Below are 15,573 nucleotides of genomic sequence, written 5' to 3' on the forward strand. Positions count from 1 at the left end.
CACGGCAAGCGGCGGGCGCCTCACCCCGGGCGGGTGAGCCCGCGCGGCCCGCTCAGCCGGTCCCCTCGGGTCCGTGCCCACGCGTGATGCCGGCCCGGCGCAGTGCCGCCCGCCAGGCGAGGGCGAGCGCCACCTCGACCAGGCCGAGCAGGACCAGCCACAGACCGAGCAGCCGGGTCAGGGCCCGGGCCGACTCGGTGGGCAGGGCCAGCACCACGACGCCCGCGACGATGCCGAGCAGGGCGGCGCCCAGGACGAAGCCGCGGTGGGGCAGGTCCCGGGCGGCGAGGGCCGTGTAGAGGGTGAGGATGCCGGAGACCAGCCACACGACCCCGACGATCAGCGAGAGCGCGGCGATGGTCTGCAGCGGGTTCCGCAGACAGAGCACGCCGGCCAGGACGTACAGCACGGACAGCAGGAGCCCGGGCAGCCGTTCGCCGTGGTCCTCCCGGGCGAAGGCGGCGACGAACCGGAACATCCCGGTCACCAGCAGGTACAGGCCGATGAGGACCGCCAAGACGTGCAGGGTCTCGTCCGGCCAGACCAGGATCAGGATGCCCGGGACGAGCGTGGCGACGGCCGACCCCAGGAGCCAGGTCCAGGAGCGCCCGAGGGCGGACAGTACGTCGGCGGGGTCCGTGGCCGCCGACCCGAAGGGATCGGCGGCGGGCATCCGCTCGGGTCCGGCCTGCGGCTCCGGTCCACGCGACTCGGTCATGGCTCCTCCCAGCGGGGGTCAGTCCGGCATCTGCCGCATCTCCAGGACCCGCAGCCCCAGCGACTGGCAGCGCGCCAGCAGGCCGTACAGATGCGCCTCGTCGACGACGTGCCCGAACAGGACGGTCTGGCCGGACATCACCACGTGGTCCAGCTCGGGAAAGACCTTGACCAACGTCTCCGACAGCTGTCCGTCGACACGGATCTCGTAGCGCATGGGCCTTCCTTGTGGTCTCCCTGCGATGGTCCGTCGCGACCCGCCGCGGAGCCTCACCCGGTACAGGTGATACGCCGCCCGGCCGCACGGCTGAGCTGCGGCGATACCTCCGGGTCAATGGGTGACGACCAGTTTGAACGCGATGATCAGCAGGCCGAGCAGCAGGTTCACCGAGGCGGTGAGGGCCACCAGATGCCAGGCGGCCCCGGCACGCCGGGCCGCGGCCGCCGACCAGCCCACCTGGCCCGCGACGGCGACCGCGAGCGCGAACCACAGCGTGCCCTGCAGATCGAGGCCGAACAGAGGGCTGACGGCCACCGCGAGGGCGGGCGGGACGGCCGCGCTGACGATCGGCCACTCCTCACGGCACACCTCCAGCACGACCGCGGGGCCCCACCGCCGCTGGGCCAGCCGTTCCCCGAACAGCTGCGCGTGCACATGCGCGATCCAGAACACCACACCCGTGAGCAACAGCAGCAGAATCAGTTCCGCGCGGGGGTACGAGCCGAGCGAGCCGGCGCCGACGACCACCGAGACGGCGAGCATGGAGCCGTAGACGCCACCGGTGTAGTCGGCATGGGACCGCTCGGCGGTGCTCTCCCGGTCCGTGAGGTGCGTGGTGTCGGGCATGGCCGGGCTCCTTCACGGGTCAGGCGGCGCGGGCGCGCGAGGGCTCCGGACGCGCGGTCGGCCGGGTCGGCAGATGCGACGTGACCAGGAGACTGGCCAGGGTGATCCCTCCGGCGGCGAGGATCGCCGCCTTCAGACCGTCGAGCTGCGCGGACGCGTAGGAGTCCGTGAGCGAGTCGACCTCCGCCGGCGGCAGCCCGGCGCGCTCGGCCGCCGCCCGCACCTCATCGGTGGGGACGAAGCTGATCCCCGCTTCGAGGGCGACACTCGTCTCCTGCTTGGTCTCCTCCGACAGCGTCGGATTGTCCTCGACCTGGGTCGTGAAGGCCTGGGCGAGGGCGCCGACGAGCAGCGAACCGATGAGCGCGGTGCCCAGCGCGGACCCCAGGTTCTGGGCGGTGAACTGCAGTCCGCCGACCTCGCTGCGCTCCTCCTCGCCCACGCTGGACTGGACGACATTGCCGAGCTGCGAGGCGAGCAGGCCCATCCCGATGCCGAGCAGGGCCATGGCGCAGGCGAACTGCGCGTCGTCGATCTCCGGGTCGATGGTGGCCAGCAGCCACACGATGGCGGCGATCAGGGTCAGCAGGGCCAGCCGTACCACCCGGCGCGCTCCCATGACCCGCCCCAGCCGTGCCGCGAGCATGGACGTCACGAGCATGGTGACGGACACGGGCAGCAGGCGCAGGCCCGTCTCGAAGGCGTCGAAGCCCTGGACGACCTGCAAGTAGAGCGGGATGGCGAAGAACAGCCCCAGCAGGATGAGGTTCTGGCTCAGCAGGCACATCAGGCCGGAGCGCAGGGCGAGGTTGCGGAGCAGCGCCAGGTGCACCAGGGGATCGGTGTGCCGTTCCTCCCGGTGCCGCTCCCAGCGCACGAAGAGCGCCAGCACGGCGGCTCCGAGGCCGATCACGAACAGCGTCGGCGCGAAGCCCAGGATGGTGAAGGGCGGGTTGCGCGGCTCCACCCAGCCCCAGGTGCCGCTCTGCAGCACGCCGAGCACGCCCAGCCCCAGACCGGCCGCCGACAGCGCGGCGCCGACCCCGTCCAGGTGGGGCCGCGGCCCGGTGTGCGGGGCCTCCGTGATCACCCGGCGGAAGGCGAGGATCGCGAGGACGACCACGACCTCACCCGCGAAGACCAGCCGCCAGGTGAGGTACGTCGTCACCCAGCCGCCCAGCAGCGGTCCGACCGCGATGCCCGCACCGGCGAGGCCGCCGATGACGCCGTAGGCGACGGCCCGGTCCCGTCCCCGGTAGGTCTCGGCGACGAGGGCGGCCATGGCCGGCAGGACCATCGCGGCACCGAGGCCCTCGATCACCGACCAGCCCACGGCGAGCACCCACACCGTGGGCGCGACGGCGGTGATGGCCGAGCCGGTGCCGTAGACGACGAGCCCGAGGAGGAACAGCCGGCGCCGTCCGAAGATGTCGCCGAGCCGGCCTCCCAGGATCATGAAGGCGGCCATGACCAGCGCGTACAGCGTGATGACGGCCTGGATGGTGGTCACCTCGGTGTCGAAGTCCTCGACCAGTTGGCTGATGGACACGTTCATGACGGACGTGTCGAGAACCATCAGGAACTGGGCGGTACCCAGCACGATCAGAGCCCGCCAGCGTGCCACGTCATCCACCTCGCCGTGTCGGGACGGCCCGGGACCCCGGCGGAGTCGGCCGGGCGGGTGCCACGAGCACCGGCGGAACCGGTCGGGCGGCTGCCGGGCCACCGGCGGAGTCGGCGGGCAGCGGCCGGGGGACCGGCCGCCACCCCGATCCCATCCGAGGAGCCGGTCCCGCGCCTCACCCGTCAGGGGCGAACCCGGCGCTGTCCCGTCCCGGGCGGTCCGCGCCGTCAGAGGAGCCCGAGCTCCCGGGCGCGGCGCACCGCGTCGTGGCGTCGGTTGACCCCGAGCTTCCGATAGGCGCTCTTGAGGTGGGTCTTGACCGTGTTCACCGACACGTACAGATCGGCGGCGATCTCCTCGGTGGACATCATCAGCGCCAGCCGTTGCAGCACGTCGCGTTCGCGTCCGCTGAGCTCCTCCACGACCACCGGAGGCGGCTCGGGTGTCCGGGGCGCGGTTGGACCGGGGGTGAGATCGCGGGTGAGCCAGCCGGCGGCCAGTTCCTGGAGGGGGCCCGTGCTCAGGAGGGGCCGGAGCCATGGTCCGGCTTCCAGGAAGGGCCGGCGCAGCCGCTCGCGCCGCGCCTCGCGCAGGGCCCGGGCGACCAGTCGGCGCGCGGCGGCGGGGTCACCGGTCTCCTCGGCGGCCCGGGCCCGCACGAGTGCGGCCCGGACGGTCACCGCGGGGCCGCCGCGGTCCTCGGGACGCGCCCGGTCGAGCAGCTCGACCGCCGCACCGGGCGCCCCCGCCGCCAGCCGGGCCCGCGCCGCCTCCACGACGCAGGCCACCTGGTCGTCGGGCACGTCCCGCAGCAGCCGGACCGCGACCTCGGGCCGCCCTTCGGCAAGGTGCGCGGCGGACGCGACGAGCGCCCGCTGCCCCGCCGCCCAGGGCGAGACCACGTCGGCGGCGACGGCCGGCTCGATCGCCTCGAGCGCGGCACGGGTGTCACCGCGGGCCAGGTGCAGCCGTGCGGTGGCGAGGGAACGGCCGGTCTCCCTCACCGGGTCCCGCAACGCGGGGTGCGACTCGGCCGCCGCGTGGAGGAGGGCCTGTGCCTCGGCGGACTCGTCGCGGTCGACGGCCACGGCGGCCAGGACGAGCAGCCCGATGCCGGAGCCGGCCGACCGGGGCAGCCCGAACCTCTCGGTCTCGGCCATCGCCGCCCGGGCCTTGCGCTCCGCACGGCCGGGCCGGCCGTTCAGCCAGTCGATCAGGGCCAGCCGGCCGAGGGCGTCCTCGCGCAGCAGCGCCGTCGCGGCTCCGCCGGGGCACTCGGCGGCCAGTCCGAGGGCGTCCCGCGCCTCCTCGAACCGCCCGGCCCACAGCCGGGTCGAGCCCACGTGGGTCAGCAGCAGGGCGGTGAGTTCGGGGTGCTTGTCCAGCAGCTGGGCGGGCACCTGCCCCCGCACCTCCTCGGCCTCCACGACGGCCGCCTCCGCCCGCGCGGGCGAACCGGTCAGCCGTGCCGCCGAGGCCTCCAGCAGGGCACAACTGAGCCGGGCGGCCGCCAGGTCCGGGACAGGCGGGCCGGCGGCCGCCTTTGTCCTGGCAGCCGCCCCTGTCCCGGCAGCCGCCCCTGTCCCGGCAGCCGCTCCTGTCCCGGCAGCCGCTCCTGTCCCGGCTGCCGCCCCTGTCCCGGCAGCCGCCCCTGTCCCGGCAGCCGCCCCTGTCCCGGCAGCCGCCCCTGTCCCGGCAGCCGCCTCTGTCCCGGCAGCCGCTCCTGTCCCGGCTGCCGCCTCCGGCTGATCAGGGGCAGGTGCCCCGGCTGTGGCTTCCGCCTCCGCCTCCGCCAGCCCCCGCTCCGCGCGCCGCAGATGGGCCAGGCCGTGTTCGAGGTCGCAGCGGGACAGCTCGCGGGCCGCCCGGACGAGGTCCGTCGCGGGGCTTCTGGGCTCGGGGCCCATCCGGGAGAACAGTTCGGTGAGGTCGTCGGAGTGCAGGCCGGTGAAGAGCTGGCCGATGGCGAGGTCGTCGACCAGGGCACTCGCGGTGAACTCCCAGTCGTCGGCGGCGGCACCGTGCCCGAGCGTCTCCGGGAGGAATCCGGACCGCCCGAACCAGCGGGCGGCCCGCCGGTGGAGCTCGGGCTCCAGACCGGGCGCCCGCACCCGCAGATGCGCCCGCAGGATCTCGCCGAACAGCGGGTGCAGGCGGTACCAGGCGTGTCCGAGGTCCTCGACGAACGCGTTCTCCCGGTGCAGCCCCGCCAGGATGGGCTCGGAGTCGGCACGCTCCGTCAGCGCGTTGGCCAGCTCGGGACAGAGCCGTTCGAGGACGCTGACCCGCAGCAGGAGATCCTGGACCTCCGGGCTCTGCTGCTTGAGCACCTCCGCCAGCAGGAAGTCGGCGACGGTACTGCGGTCGGCCTCGAACTCCTTCAGATACGTCTCCGGATCCGGGCTCTCCTGCGCGGCCAGGGCGCACAGCCGCAGGCCGGCGGCCCAGCCCCGGGTACGTTCCACGAGCGCGCCCGCCGCGGGCAGGGGAAGGCGCAGCCCGTGCAGCGCGAGCAGCTCGGCCGTCTCCTCCGGGGTGAAGGCCAGCTCCGCGCCCCGGATCTCCGTCAGCTCGCCCGCGGCCCGGTAGCGGTGCAACGGCAGCAGCGGTTCCGTGCGGGTGACGAGGATCAGGCGAAGGCCGCCTCCGGCGTGGTGGAGCACGAACTCCAGCTGCTGCGCGATGTCCGGGTCGTGGACCTGGTCGTACTCGTCGAGGACCACGGTGACGGGCCGCTCCCGCACGCTGAGATCGGCGGCGAGCCGTGCCAGCAGGGTGCGGGTGACCCGGCTCGCGTCCGCCGGGCTGCCGACCCCGGCGGGCGGCGGCACCCCGGAGTCCCGCAGCGCCTGGAGCAGATAGGCCCAGAACATGCCGGGGCCCTGGTCGGCGGCCTCGGTGGTGAACCAGGCGACGGACGGCACCCGCTCGGCCGCCCAGTCGGCGACCAGCAGGGTCTTCCCCGCGCCGGCGGAGCCGTTCACCATGGTCAGCGGTGTGCGCAGGGCCTGGTCGAGATGCCTGACCAGCCGCTCCCGGCGCAGGAACGTCACCGGACGCACCGGTATCGCGAACCGCGTGCGCAGATACGGGTCTCCCTGGGGGTCGGCGTCCGGAGCCGTCGGCTCCGCACCGTCTTCCTCGAGCCCAGCCATGCGCTCACCGCCCGGCAGTCGATCGTGGGTAGCGCTCGCCTCCTTCAGCATCCCAGGATCGGCGCACCCGCGCAGCGGGAGGAAGTACCAGGTCAGGTGCTCCCCGACGGCCGCAGCAGCGCCCGGTACCAAGCGGCCGAGTCCGCGAGGCGGCTCAGCGGGCCGGGGCCCGGGGGCCGGCCGGTCAGCTTCCAGAGCTCGTCGGCGAGATACCAGTGGTCCTCGGCCGCCAGGGTGAACTGGCGTTCCGAGGCCCGCCCCGGTGTCTCCCGCAGCCGCTCCAGACAGACCGGCAGCGGCCAGTCGGCGTCCGGCCGGGGCGGCAGCACACCGTGCGTGGCCAGTTCGGCCAGCAGATCACCGATGCGCACGGGCTCCGGGTGCCCCGCGTGGTAAACGCCGGGCGGCACCGCTCGCGCCCCCACCGCGACGGCGGCGATCAGCCGGCCGAGGTCACCCACGTCCACCACGGTCAGCAGCGCGCGCCCGCCGTCCCATGCGGCCGGCACCCGTTCCACCAGCTCGCGCAGTGCGGGTACGACCCACCGGTCACCGGCGCCGAGCACGATCCCGGGCCGCAGGACGACGGCCCCCGCCCGGCGCGCGTGGGCCTCCCCCGCCAGCCGGGTCCTGCTGACGGCGGAGCCGGGCTCGGCGGGGATCCCGTCGACCGCGATCCCCCGGTGCGGTCGGCTGCCGTAAACGGCGGCGGTCGACAGGTGCACCACCCGGCCGGCCCCGGCCCGCGCGGCCTCCTCCATCAGCAGACGGGTGCCCTCGACGTTGACCGCCTCGCACAGCCGCTCGTCCCCGCCGATGTACGAGGCCAGATGGACGACGGCACGCGCGCCCTCGCACAGTCCGCGCACCGCGTCCGGGTCGGTGAGGTCACCACGCACCCACTCGACGGAACCGGCACCCTCGACGGAGCTGTGGCCCTCGGGAAGGCTCCGCACCAGCGCCCGCACCGCGACAGCCGGACGGCCGTCGCTCCGCTCCCCCGGGTCCAGCAGCGCCCGGAGCGTGTGCGACCCGATGAACCCGGTCGCCCCCGTCAGCACCACAGCACCGTCGCCTCGCGGCACCTTTCCCTCCCTCACCTTCGGGCGGCGCTTCCTCCCCGCCCCGTGAACGACCGGCAACCCTACGGCACTTGACGCGAGCCTCTCCCGGGTGGCCCGGAGAAACAGGGCCAGAACTCATGGATTGGCCTTGGCCGACGGCCTTGCCGAGCCCCTACCGTCACCGTCATGCGGATTCGAATCGTCGATGCCTTCACCGACCGCCCCTTCGCCGGAAACCCGGCCGGGGTCCTCCTCCTCGACGCCTTCCCGGACGACGACCGGCTCCAGAACATCGCCATGGAGGTCAACCACGCCGAGACGGCCTTCGCGCACCCGCTCCCGGCGGGCGGCGAGGCGGACTGGGCGCTGCGCTGGTTCACGCCCGTCGCCGAGGTCGACCTGTGCGGCCACGCCACTCTCGCGACCGCCCACGTCCTGCACAGCACGGGCGCCCACCGCGGCCCGGTGCGGTTCGCCACCCGCAGTGGCGTCCTCGTCGCGACACCGGCCGAGGACGGCTCGATCACCCTGGACTTCCCGACCGCTCCGCTCACCGCGGTCGGGCTGCCGGACGGCGTCGCCGACGCCCTCGGCGCCGAGCCGGTGGCCGCCTTCGACACCGGCCCGCACGTGGGCGACCTGCTGGTCGAGCTCCGCGACGAGAAGAGCGTCCACGCCCTGCGCCCGGACCACAAGGCCCTCGGCACCTACTCCCGGCGCGGCATCATCGCCACGGCCCGCGCCGAGAACCCCGCCCTGGGATACGACTTCGTCTCGCGCTGCTTCTTCCCGAACGTCGGCATCGACGAGGACCCGGTCACCGGCAGCGCCCACACCGCGCTGGCCCCGTACTGGTCCGAGCACCTCGGCCGTACGGCCCTCACCGGGCTCCAGGCCTCGCCCCGCTCCGGCCGCGTCCGGGCCGAACTGCGCGGCGAGCGCACCCTGCTGACCGGCCGCGCGGTGACGGTCATCGACGGCGAACTGCTCGCGTAGCGAGAGGAGCGAGAGGGGGGACCCGGGTGGCTCAGGCCGTGGGCAGCCACCCCACCTTGCCCGCCAGGAGCGCGTATCCCACGAACGCCCCGATGTCGAGCAGGGAGTGCGCCGCCACCAGCGGACCCACCCGCCCCCAGCGCCGGTACAGGTAGACGAACACGACGCCCATCACCATGTTGCCGATGAACCCACCGACGCCCTGGTAGAGGTGGTACGAGCCGCGCAGTACGGCACTGGCCACGAGCGCGGTGCCCGGGGTCCAGCCCAGCTGACCGAGGCGGCGCAGCAGATAGCCGACCACGATGACCTCTTCGAGGATCGCGTTCTGCAGCGCGGACATGATCAGCACGGGGTACTTCCACCACACGTCCGGCAGCGCCTCGGGGACGACGGTGAGGTTGAAGCCGAGCCCACGGGCCAGCAGGTAGAAGGCGATGCCGGTGCTGCCGATGACGGCCGCGATCCCGGCGCCGCGGCCGAGGTCCCACCAGGGCCGGGTGCGGTCGAACCCCAGCGTCCGCAGCCCGCTCTGCCCCTCGCGCACCAGGAGGTGCGCGACGAGCGCGACCGGGACGAGCGCGGAGGCGATCCCGAACAGCTGCCAGGCGAGATCCAGCCAGGGGCGGCCCGGAGCCGCCGAGGCGTTGAGTGTCGCCGCCTGGTCCTTCAGCCCTCCCGGCTTGGTGACCGATCCAACGAAACTGATCAGAGCGGACACACCGCTCGCACCGAGCGAAAGCCCCAGTACGAGCAGCGTCTCGTCCCGAAGGATCCGCCGCGAGGGCCGCTCGTCAACAAGAGAACCGGCCACCGACCCCGCCTCCACCCGCACACCCGCTTCCGTTCATGGGACGACACAGCTTGCCCCATAAACCCAGCGCGAGCGGCAGCGCCCCCTCGGCCGGCAGCCGACGGGACGATGTCCTACCTAGGGGCGCGGGGCTGTATCACTATGCGGCTCCGCCGCGTGGGCGCGACCAGCCCCGACGGAGCCGCACCCGGCAAACGACCGAAAACCCCAGACCTCACCCGACAGACACAACCTCCGGCAACCCCACAGGCCACGCATGCACCGGCTCCCCCGCATGCGACAGCTCCGCATACCGCCGCGTCGTCGCGGCCAGCGCCGCGTCCCGCGACATCCCCGCCTCCACGGCCTTCCGGAACGTCGCCACCTGCCACGTCGCCCCATTGGCCCGCCGCCGGCACCGCTCCTCGATGACACCGAGGTAGTAGTCCCGGTCGGCCGGTTCCACCCCCCACGCGTCCAGCCCGGCCTCCGCCAAGGGCAACAGCTCGTCCCGTACGAGACTCACCGCGTCGACCTCGCCCACTCCCCCGAGCCGCCCGCGCCGCGGCCACTGCAGCCGCGCGTCGATGCCGTACCGGCACGCCGCGTCGAAGTTCGCCTCTGCCGCCTCGAAGGGCAGCCGGGTCCACACCGGCCGCGTGTCCTCGGCCAGGGCGCGGACGACGCCGTAGTAGAAGGCCGCGTTGGCGATCACATCGGTCACGGTGGGCCCGGCGGGCAGGACGCGGTTCTCCACGCGCAGGTGCGGGACGCCCTCGGCGATGCCGTAGACGGGACGGTTCCAGCGGTAGACGGTCCCGTTGTGCAGGACCAGCTCGGCCAGCGAGGGGATCCCGCCCGCCTCCAGCACCTCCAGCGGGTCCTCCTGGTCGCAGATGGGCAGCAACGCGGGAAAGTAGCGCAGGTTCTCCTCGAACAGCTCGTACGCCGAGCTGATCCACCGCTCGCCGAACCAGGTCCGCGGCCTGACGCCCTGCGCCTGGAGCTCCGGCGGGCGGGTGTCGGTGGCCTGCTGGAACAGCGGGGGCCGGGACTCGCGCCACAGCTCGCGGCCGAACAGGAAGGGCGAGTTGGCTCCCACGGCGATCTGCGCGGCGGTGACGGCCTGTGCCGCGTTCCAGACGTCGGCGAAGCGGGCCGGGGTGACCTGCAGATGCAGTTGCACGGAGGTGCAGGCGGCCTCGGGGACGATCGACTTCGAGGTGCAGGAGAGCCGTTCGACGCCGTCGATGTCGAGGGCGAAGTCCTCCCCCCGGGCGGCCACGATCTGGTCGTTGAGAAGGGTGTAGCGGTCGACCTCGGAAAGGTTGGACGAGACCAGATCGTCGCGGTCGAGGGTCGGCAGAATACCGATCATCACGATTCCCGCGTCGACCTCACCGGCCTTTCGATGGGCATATGCCAGTGACGTACGAAGTTCCTCGGCAAGCCGGTCGAATACCCGCCCGCCCAATCGGTGTGGGGCTATGTTGACTTCCAGGTTGAACATGGCGAGTTCTGTTTGGAAGTCTCGGCTGGCGATCCTCTCCAGCACTTCACCATTCAGCATTTTCGGCAGGCCGTCGGCACCCGCGAGATTCAGCTCGATCTCGAGCCCCATGAGGTTCTTGGGCCGGTCGAAGCGCTTCTGGGCCAGAAGCCGCTCCAGCCCCGTCAGACACCGCCGGAGCTTGTCGCGGTACTGCTGCCGATCGGACAGGTCGAACGCGCCTGCCACGACCTTCTCCCCCATCGAAGCGTCCCTCCTCGCATGGGCGGACCGAGGTTCCGGCCGCCGGTCTCCCGGGTCAGGTGGGATGATGCCCACCCGGACCGATCGATAACGTCCCCGTCGGGCCACGCCACCCGCTACTCTGACCGGAAGTCCCCGAGCTGACCGGAGGCACATTCACGGGGCAAGCGGCAGAGTGCCCTTTCACGAACTCGGGAACTCATGCCCGGGAACTCGTGAAAAACTCCGACGAGAATGGGCCGACCGTTGCGCGCACATATCCCGAGGTCATCGCGGCGCCGACCGCTCTGAATCGGGATGTTTCACACGTATCGCCGACCGAATGGACCCTTGCCGAGTGTCCCGGTATCGGCTAGACGAAACACAGTCTGAACACGTGTCGTATAAACTCCTCGGACAAGGCGGAGAAGGTGGGCCCCGCGGTCGAAGGAGCCTGTCGTCCAGGTGACGGCAGGCCGCTCGCGTACCCCAGTTTTCCCTGAGATCCCGGCCCCCGCCTCTCCGACCCTGACGAGAGCTAGCTGACAGCGCCGTCCGCCCCCGCCCTCGCGCCACCGCCTGTGAATGAGAGGCGACCCACCATGCCGCTGCACGTCCCTCCGGCTCCCGCGCCCGCCCTTCGCTCCGTCCTCACGGCCCTCGGTTCCCCCACCGCGGTCCGCGAGGCGCGAACTCCGTCCCTCCGCACCGCCCAGGGCGAGGCCACGCCCGAACTCCCGCTGCCGCTGCACGTCCTGGACCGGATCACCCCCGAAGGCGTCACCGCGACCCGGCTGGCCGGCTGGCGCTTTCTGATCCGCTGCGGCGACCGGGCCGTGGCGGCGGCGGAGACCCGGCTGACACCGGACGGCTGGGCGTTCTCCCACTTCTTCGAGGGCCCCTACATCGCCTCCACCGAACGCGCCCTGCGCCAGGCCGAGTCGGCGACCCAGCCGTACCAGGCACGGCTGCTGTCCGTCCCCGGGCTCTACATGCTCACGCTCTGGCTGCACGGCGACACCGACACCGACGGCACCACCGGTCACCCCGCCGCGACGGATCTGCTGGTGCCGCTGGCCCCGGCGCCGCCCGGGATCGCCGCCCACCGCGCCCACCGCGTCGCCGAGTTGCTCCCGGTCCTCACCCTCCGGGTGACCCCGTCGGCACCGCCCCTGCTCGGCTCGCCCGCCTGACGCCGTCCCCGCACGCACGCCCGTACCCCGTCACCGCGGCCCCGGTGGCGGGGTACGGTGCCGTCCGTCCATGTTCGCCGGTGTTCGCCCCCGTGCCCCCGTCCGGACTAGCCCCATCCGGCCACTGGAAACCACCCGAAGTGACAGTGCAGTTGAGATGAACCGCCCGCGCGGGTGAGGCGTCATGAACCTGTGAGGGGCGGTGCCGCGAAATCCCTGCGGAACGACGTCCGTAGGGCAACACTGGGTTCCGACCGACTTATCACAACGGGGGGCGGCCATGAAGGACGTACACGACGCTTCACGCCGCGAGACAGACACGACAACATCCATCTCCACCATCACGCCAGAGCGGAAGAACCCATCCATGTGCCAGCACCAGCCACCGTGCCCGACAGCAAACTCCGCCGACCGGGAGTCCGCCCGGCTCGTGGCGCACCACCCGGAGCAGGGCTGGAGCCTGCTGTGCAACGGCGTCCTCCTCTTCGAGGACACCGGTGAGCTCCTGCCGGACGGCCGGATCATCGCCCCGCACCGGGTCGTGACCGCAGCCTGAGCACCACCCGGGCGGCGCGGGACCGCCGTCCGGGGACTTGAGGGGCCGGACCGCAGACACACTGCGAACCGGCCCCGACGCGTATCCGGGACCGCTCACTCCTCGTAGCCTCCGCCTTCCCTTCCGTACGCACGTCTTTTCCGGAAGACTCCTGGAAGTTTCGGCACGGCGCCCGGAACGAGGCGACGGAGGTGGGGGAATGGCAGTGGACGACACGGCACCCGTGACGCACGGCAAGGTCACCATCACGGAGATCGCCCGACAGGCGGGCGTCTCGGTGCCGACCGTCTCCCGGGTGGTCAACGGCCGCTCCGACGTCTCGCCCCGGACCCGCGCCCGTGTCGAGGAGTTACTGCGCGAACACGGCTACCGCAAGCGCCCCGCAGCCCCCTCCCCCACCCGTGCCGCCCTGCTCGATCTTGTCTTCAACGACCTCGACAGCCCCTGGGCGGTGGAGATCATCCGGGGTGTCGAGGAGGTCGCCCACGCGGCGGGCGTCGGGACCGTGGTCTCGGCGATCCACGGCCGTTCCGGCGACGCCCGTGAGTGGATGCGCAATCTGCGCGCCCGTGCCTCCGACGGCGTCATCCTGGTCACCTCGGCCCTGGAACCCACCCTGCACGAGCAGTTGCGCATCCTCGGCGTCCCGCTCGTGGTCGTCGACCCGATGGGCTCCCCGGCCGTCGACACCCCGACGATCGGCGCCGCCAACTGGTCCGGCGGCCTCGCCGCCACCGAACACCTGCTGGCCCTGGGCCACCGCCGCATCGGCCTGATCGCGGGCCCGCCCCGGCTGCTGTGCTCCCGCGCCCGGTACGACGGCTACCGCGCGGCCCTGGAGGCGGCCGGCCTCGCCCTCGACGAAGCCCTGGTCGTCCCCGGCGACTTCCACCCCGAGTCGGGCTTCACCGGCTGCACCGCCCTGCTCGACCTGCCCGATCCGCCCACCGCGTTGTTCGCGGCCAGCGACCAGATGGCGCTCGGCGCGATCGAGGCGCTGCGCCGGCGCGGTCTGCGCGTCCCGGAGGACATGAGCGTCGTCGGTTTCGACGACCTACCGGAAGTCCGCTGGTCGGCCCCACCCCTGACCACCGTCCGCCAGCCCCTCGCCGACATGGGCAAACTGGCCGCCCGCACGGCCCTGGCTCTCGCCCGCGGCGCCCACCCCGACACCCCCCGGGTCGAACTGGGCACCGAGTTGGTGATCCGCTCGAGCACGGCACCACCGCCGGTACGCGCCTAGGGGGTGTCCGGCGGACAGGCCCCTAAGGGGCCGCGTAGCAACGCAGGGCGACGATCTGCCCCGGGAGCCATTCCCGTTCGACCGTGTCCAGCAGCTCCCAGCCCAGCCGTTCGTACAGCGTCGCGGCGGTCGTGGCCGAGGCCAGGACGTCGAGCACCGGGTGCAGACCGCGCTCGTGCGCCTCCTTCACAGCCCGTTCCAGCAACAGGGCTCCGACCCCCTGCCCCCGCGCGCCCGGAGCCACGAACAGCCGGCTGACCACGGCCGTCCGCTCCACCCCGACGTCCGCCCGGCCGCTCCACAGCCCCGGCGCGGCATCGTCCACCCCGCTCCGCGCCAGACCGACGTGGCCGACGATCCGGCCGTCCAGCTCCGCGACCCATGCCGTGAGCAGCGCGGACGACTGTGCCAGCCACGCGCCGGGATTCTCCGGCCAGTTCACCGGATAGCCGTCCCGCTCATGGACTTGGGCGAGCGCCCGGGCACAGTCGGTGAGATCTCGGGCCACACGCTGCCGGACGATGATCGCTTTCCTCATCCCGGTATCGCATCACATCATCCGCGCAGCGCCTCCCTGATGGCCTGGTACGCCGGCTTCGGCGCGAGTTGCTCGTCCCACGGCAGAGCGGCCCCCTGGCCGGGGAAGAAGGCCGGAATCCACGAGTACTTGTCCGTGTAGTCCCACACCGTGATGCCGACGCACCGCCTCACCGCCAGGCACGCCTGCGTCAGGTCCGCGTACCACTCGGCCTGCTGGGCCAGCTTCTCCTCGGTCGCGGGCAGCAGCATCCGTACGTCGACCTCGGTGAGCGCGGTGTCCAGGCCGAGGCGGGCGAAGCGGCGGAGGTTGTCCTCCAGGGTCGTCGGATAGCCGTACTGCAGGGCGAGATGGGCCTGCAGTCCGATGCCGTCGAGCGGGACGCCCCGCGCCTTCAGCTCCTTGGCCAGGTCGTAGTAGGCATCGCTCTTCGGGCCGACCGCCTCGATGTTGTAGTCGTTGAGGTAGAGCTTCGCCTTCGGGTCGGCCTGGTGGGCCCAGCGCAGGGCGTCGGCGATGTAGCCGGGGCCGAGGGTCTTGTAGAAGACCGTCTCCCGGTAGGTGCCGTCCTCGTTGAACGCCTCATTGACGACGTCCCAGGCGTAGACCTTGCCCCGGTAGTGGCGCACCTCGGTCTGGATGTGGTTCTTCAGGACCGCGCGCAGTTCGTCGGCCGTCCACTGTCCGCTCGTCAGCCAGCCGGGCAACTGGCTGTGCCAGACGAGGGTGTGGGCGCGCACCTTCTGGTGGTGGTCGCGCGCCAGATCGACGATCTCGTCACCGGCCGTCCAGTCGAAGACGCCCTGCTGCGGCTCGGTGGCGTACCACTTCATGCCGTTGCCCGGGGTGATCATGTCGAACTCGCTGCCCAGGATGCTCGTGTAGGCGGTGTCGGTGAGTTCGGGATTGTCGGTGGCGCTGCCGAAGTAGCGGCCGTGGCGCTGGGCGAGGTCGGCGAGGGTGGTCCGGTGGGGTTTCTCGTGCGCCTGTGCGGCGGGTCCACCGGCGATACCGGCGGCGACCAGGACGGCGGCGAGTGCTCCGGCGAGTCTGAGCCGGGTGCGGGCGGCGGTGCTGGACATGGTGCGGCTCCTCACGGTCGGTAGGGCGTGGGC

The 15,573-nt window shown here is 72.6% G+C and carries 14 protein-coding genes; 4 read left to right on the forward strand and 10 right to left on the reverse strand.

Going from position 1 to position 15,573, the window contains the following annotated elements; translation table 11 throughout:
- Positions 1 to 52 precede the first annotated feature (52 nt).
- From ACIRF9_RS38025 to ACIRF9_RS38050, 6 genes are all read right to left on the reverse strand, one after another.
- A complete protein-coding gene (locus tag ACIRF9_RS38025; protein ID WP_403831982.1) occupies positions 53 to 718 on the reverse strand; it encodes an HdeD family acid-resistance protein in 666 nt (221 codons plus the stop codon).
- Positions 719 to 736: 18 nt separating this feature from the next.
- The gene (locus ACIRF9_RS38030; RefSeq protein ID WP_403831985.1) at positions 737 to 934 is read right to left on the reverse strand and encodes a hypothetical protein; all 198 of its coding nucleotides are present in this window, start codon (positions 932 to 934) and stop codon (positions 737 to 739) included.
- 114 nt (positions 935 to 1,048) lie between these two features.
- Positions 1,049 to 1,564 carry a hypothetical protein gene (locus tag ACIRF9_RS38035; RefSeq protein ID WP_403831989.1) on the reverse strand — a complete coding sequence of 172 codons (516 nt, stop codon included), beginning with the start codon at positions 1,562 to 1,564 and terminating at the stop codon, positions 1,049 to 1,051.
- 19 nt (positions 1,565 to 1,583) lie between these two features.
- Positions 1,584 to 3,188, reverse strand: a complete 1,605-nt coding sequence (locus tag ACIRF9_RS38040) for an MFS transporter (protein WP_403831991.1) — start codon at positions 3,186 to 3,188, stop codon at positions 1,584 to 1,586.
- A gap of 227 nt (positions 3,189 to 3,415) precedes the next feature.
- Positions 3,416 to 6,343 carry a LuxR C-terminal-related transcriptional regulator gene (locus ACIRF9_RS38045; protein ID WP_403831994.1) on the reverse strand — a complete coding sequence of 976 codons (2,928 nt, stop codon included), beginning with the start codon at positions 6,341 to 6,343 and terminating at the stop codon, positions 3,416 to 3,418.
- A gap of 92 nt (positions 6,344 to 6,435) precedes the next feature.
- The gene (locus ACIRF9_RS38050) at positions 6,436 to 7,428 is read right to left on the reverse strand and encodes an NAD-dependent epimerase/dehydratase family protein (protein WP_403831997.1); all 993 of its coding nucleotides are present in this window, start codon (positions 7,426 to 7,428) and stop codon (positions 6,436 to 6,438) included.
- A gap of 165 nt (positions 7,429 to 7,593) precedes the next feature.
- Here ACIRF9_RS38050 and ACIRF9_RS38055 point away from each other — a divergent pair, with 165 nt between their 5' ends.
- Positions 7,594 to 8,403 (forward strand): PhzF family phenazine biosynthesis protein, encoded by an 810-nt coding sequence (locus ACIRF9_RS38055; protein WP_403831999.1) that lies wholly within the window; start codon positions 7,594 to 7,596, stop codon positions 8,401 to 8,403.
- Positions 8,404 to 8,434: 31 nt separating this feature from the next.
- On the opposite strand, the gene ACIRF9_RS38060 is transcribed toward ACIRF9_RS38055, so the two are convergent.
- Positions 8,435 to 9,238: a CPBP family intramembrane glutamic endopeptidase gene (locus ACIRF9_RS38060; protein ID WP_403832001.1), complete on the reverse strand. Its 804-nt coding sequence runs from the start codon at positions 9,236 to 9,238 to the stop codon at positions 8,435 to 8,437.
- Positions 9,239 to 9,431: 193 nt separating this feature from the next.
- Positions 9,432 to 10,949 (reverse strand): glutamate--cysteine ligase, encoded by a 1,518-nt coding sequence (locus ACIRF9_RS38065; RefSeq protein WP_403832003.1) that lies wholly within the window; start codon positions 10,947 to 10,949, stop codon positions 9,432 to 9,434.
- Positions 10,950 to 11,530: 581 nt separating this feature from the next.
- On the opposite strand from ACIRF9_RS38065, the gene ACIRF9_RS38070 reads away from it, so the two are divergent.
- The 3 genes from ACIRF9_RS38070 (at position 11,531) to ACIRF9_RS38080 (ending at position 13,920) form a co-directional block, all read left to right on the forward strand.
- Positions 11,531 to 12,121, forward strand: a complete 591-nt coding sequence (locus tag ACIRF9_RS38070; protein ID WP_390848774.1) for a hypothetical protein — start codon at positions 11,531 to 11,533, stop codon at positions 12,119 to 12,121.
- Between the two features lie 367 nt (positions 12,122 to 12,488).
- A complete protein-coding gene (locus ACIRF9_RS38075) occupies positions 12,489 to 12,677 on the forward strand; it encodes a DUF5999 family protein (protein ID WP_403832007.1) in 189 nt (62 codons plus the stop codon).
- Positions 12,678 to 12,876: 199 nt separating this feature from the next.
- Positions 12,877 to 13,920 carry a LacI family DNA-binding transcriptional regulator gene (locus tag ACIRF9_RS38080; RefSeq protein ID WP_403832010.1) on the forward strand — a complete coding sequence of 348 codons (1,044 nt, stop codon included), beginning with the start codon at positions 12,877 to 12,879 and terminating at the stop codon, positions 13,918 to 13,920.
- A 22-nt stretch (positions 13,921 to 13,942) separates the two neighbouring features.
- On the opposite strand, the gene ACIRF9_RS38085 is transcribed toward ACIRF9_RS38080, so the two are convergent.
- The gene (locus ACIRF9_RS38085) at positions 13,943 to 14,458 is read right to left on the reverse strand and encodes a GNAT family N-acetyltransferase (protein WP_403832012.1); all 516 of its coding nucleotides are present in this window, start codon (positions 14,456 to 14,458) and stop codon (positions 13,943 to 13,945) included.
- Positions 14,459 to 14,475: 17 nt separating this feature from the next.
- Positions 14,476 to 15,540: an endo-1,4-beta-xylanase gene (locus ACIRF9_RS38090; RefSeq protein ID WP_403832015.1), complete on the reverse strand. Its 1,065-nt coding sequence runs from the start codon at positions 15,538 to 15,540 to the stop codon at positions 14,476 to 14,478.
- Between the last annotated feature and the right edge of the window lie 33 nt (positions 15,541 to 15,573).

This window comes from Streptomyces sp. NPDC096132 (assembly GCF_044763345.1).
Lineage (GTDB): Bacteria > Actinomycetota > Actinomycetes > Streptomycetales > Streptomycetaceae > Streptomyces.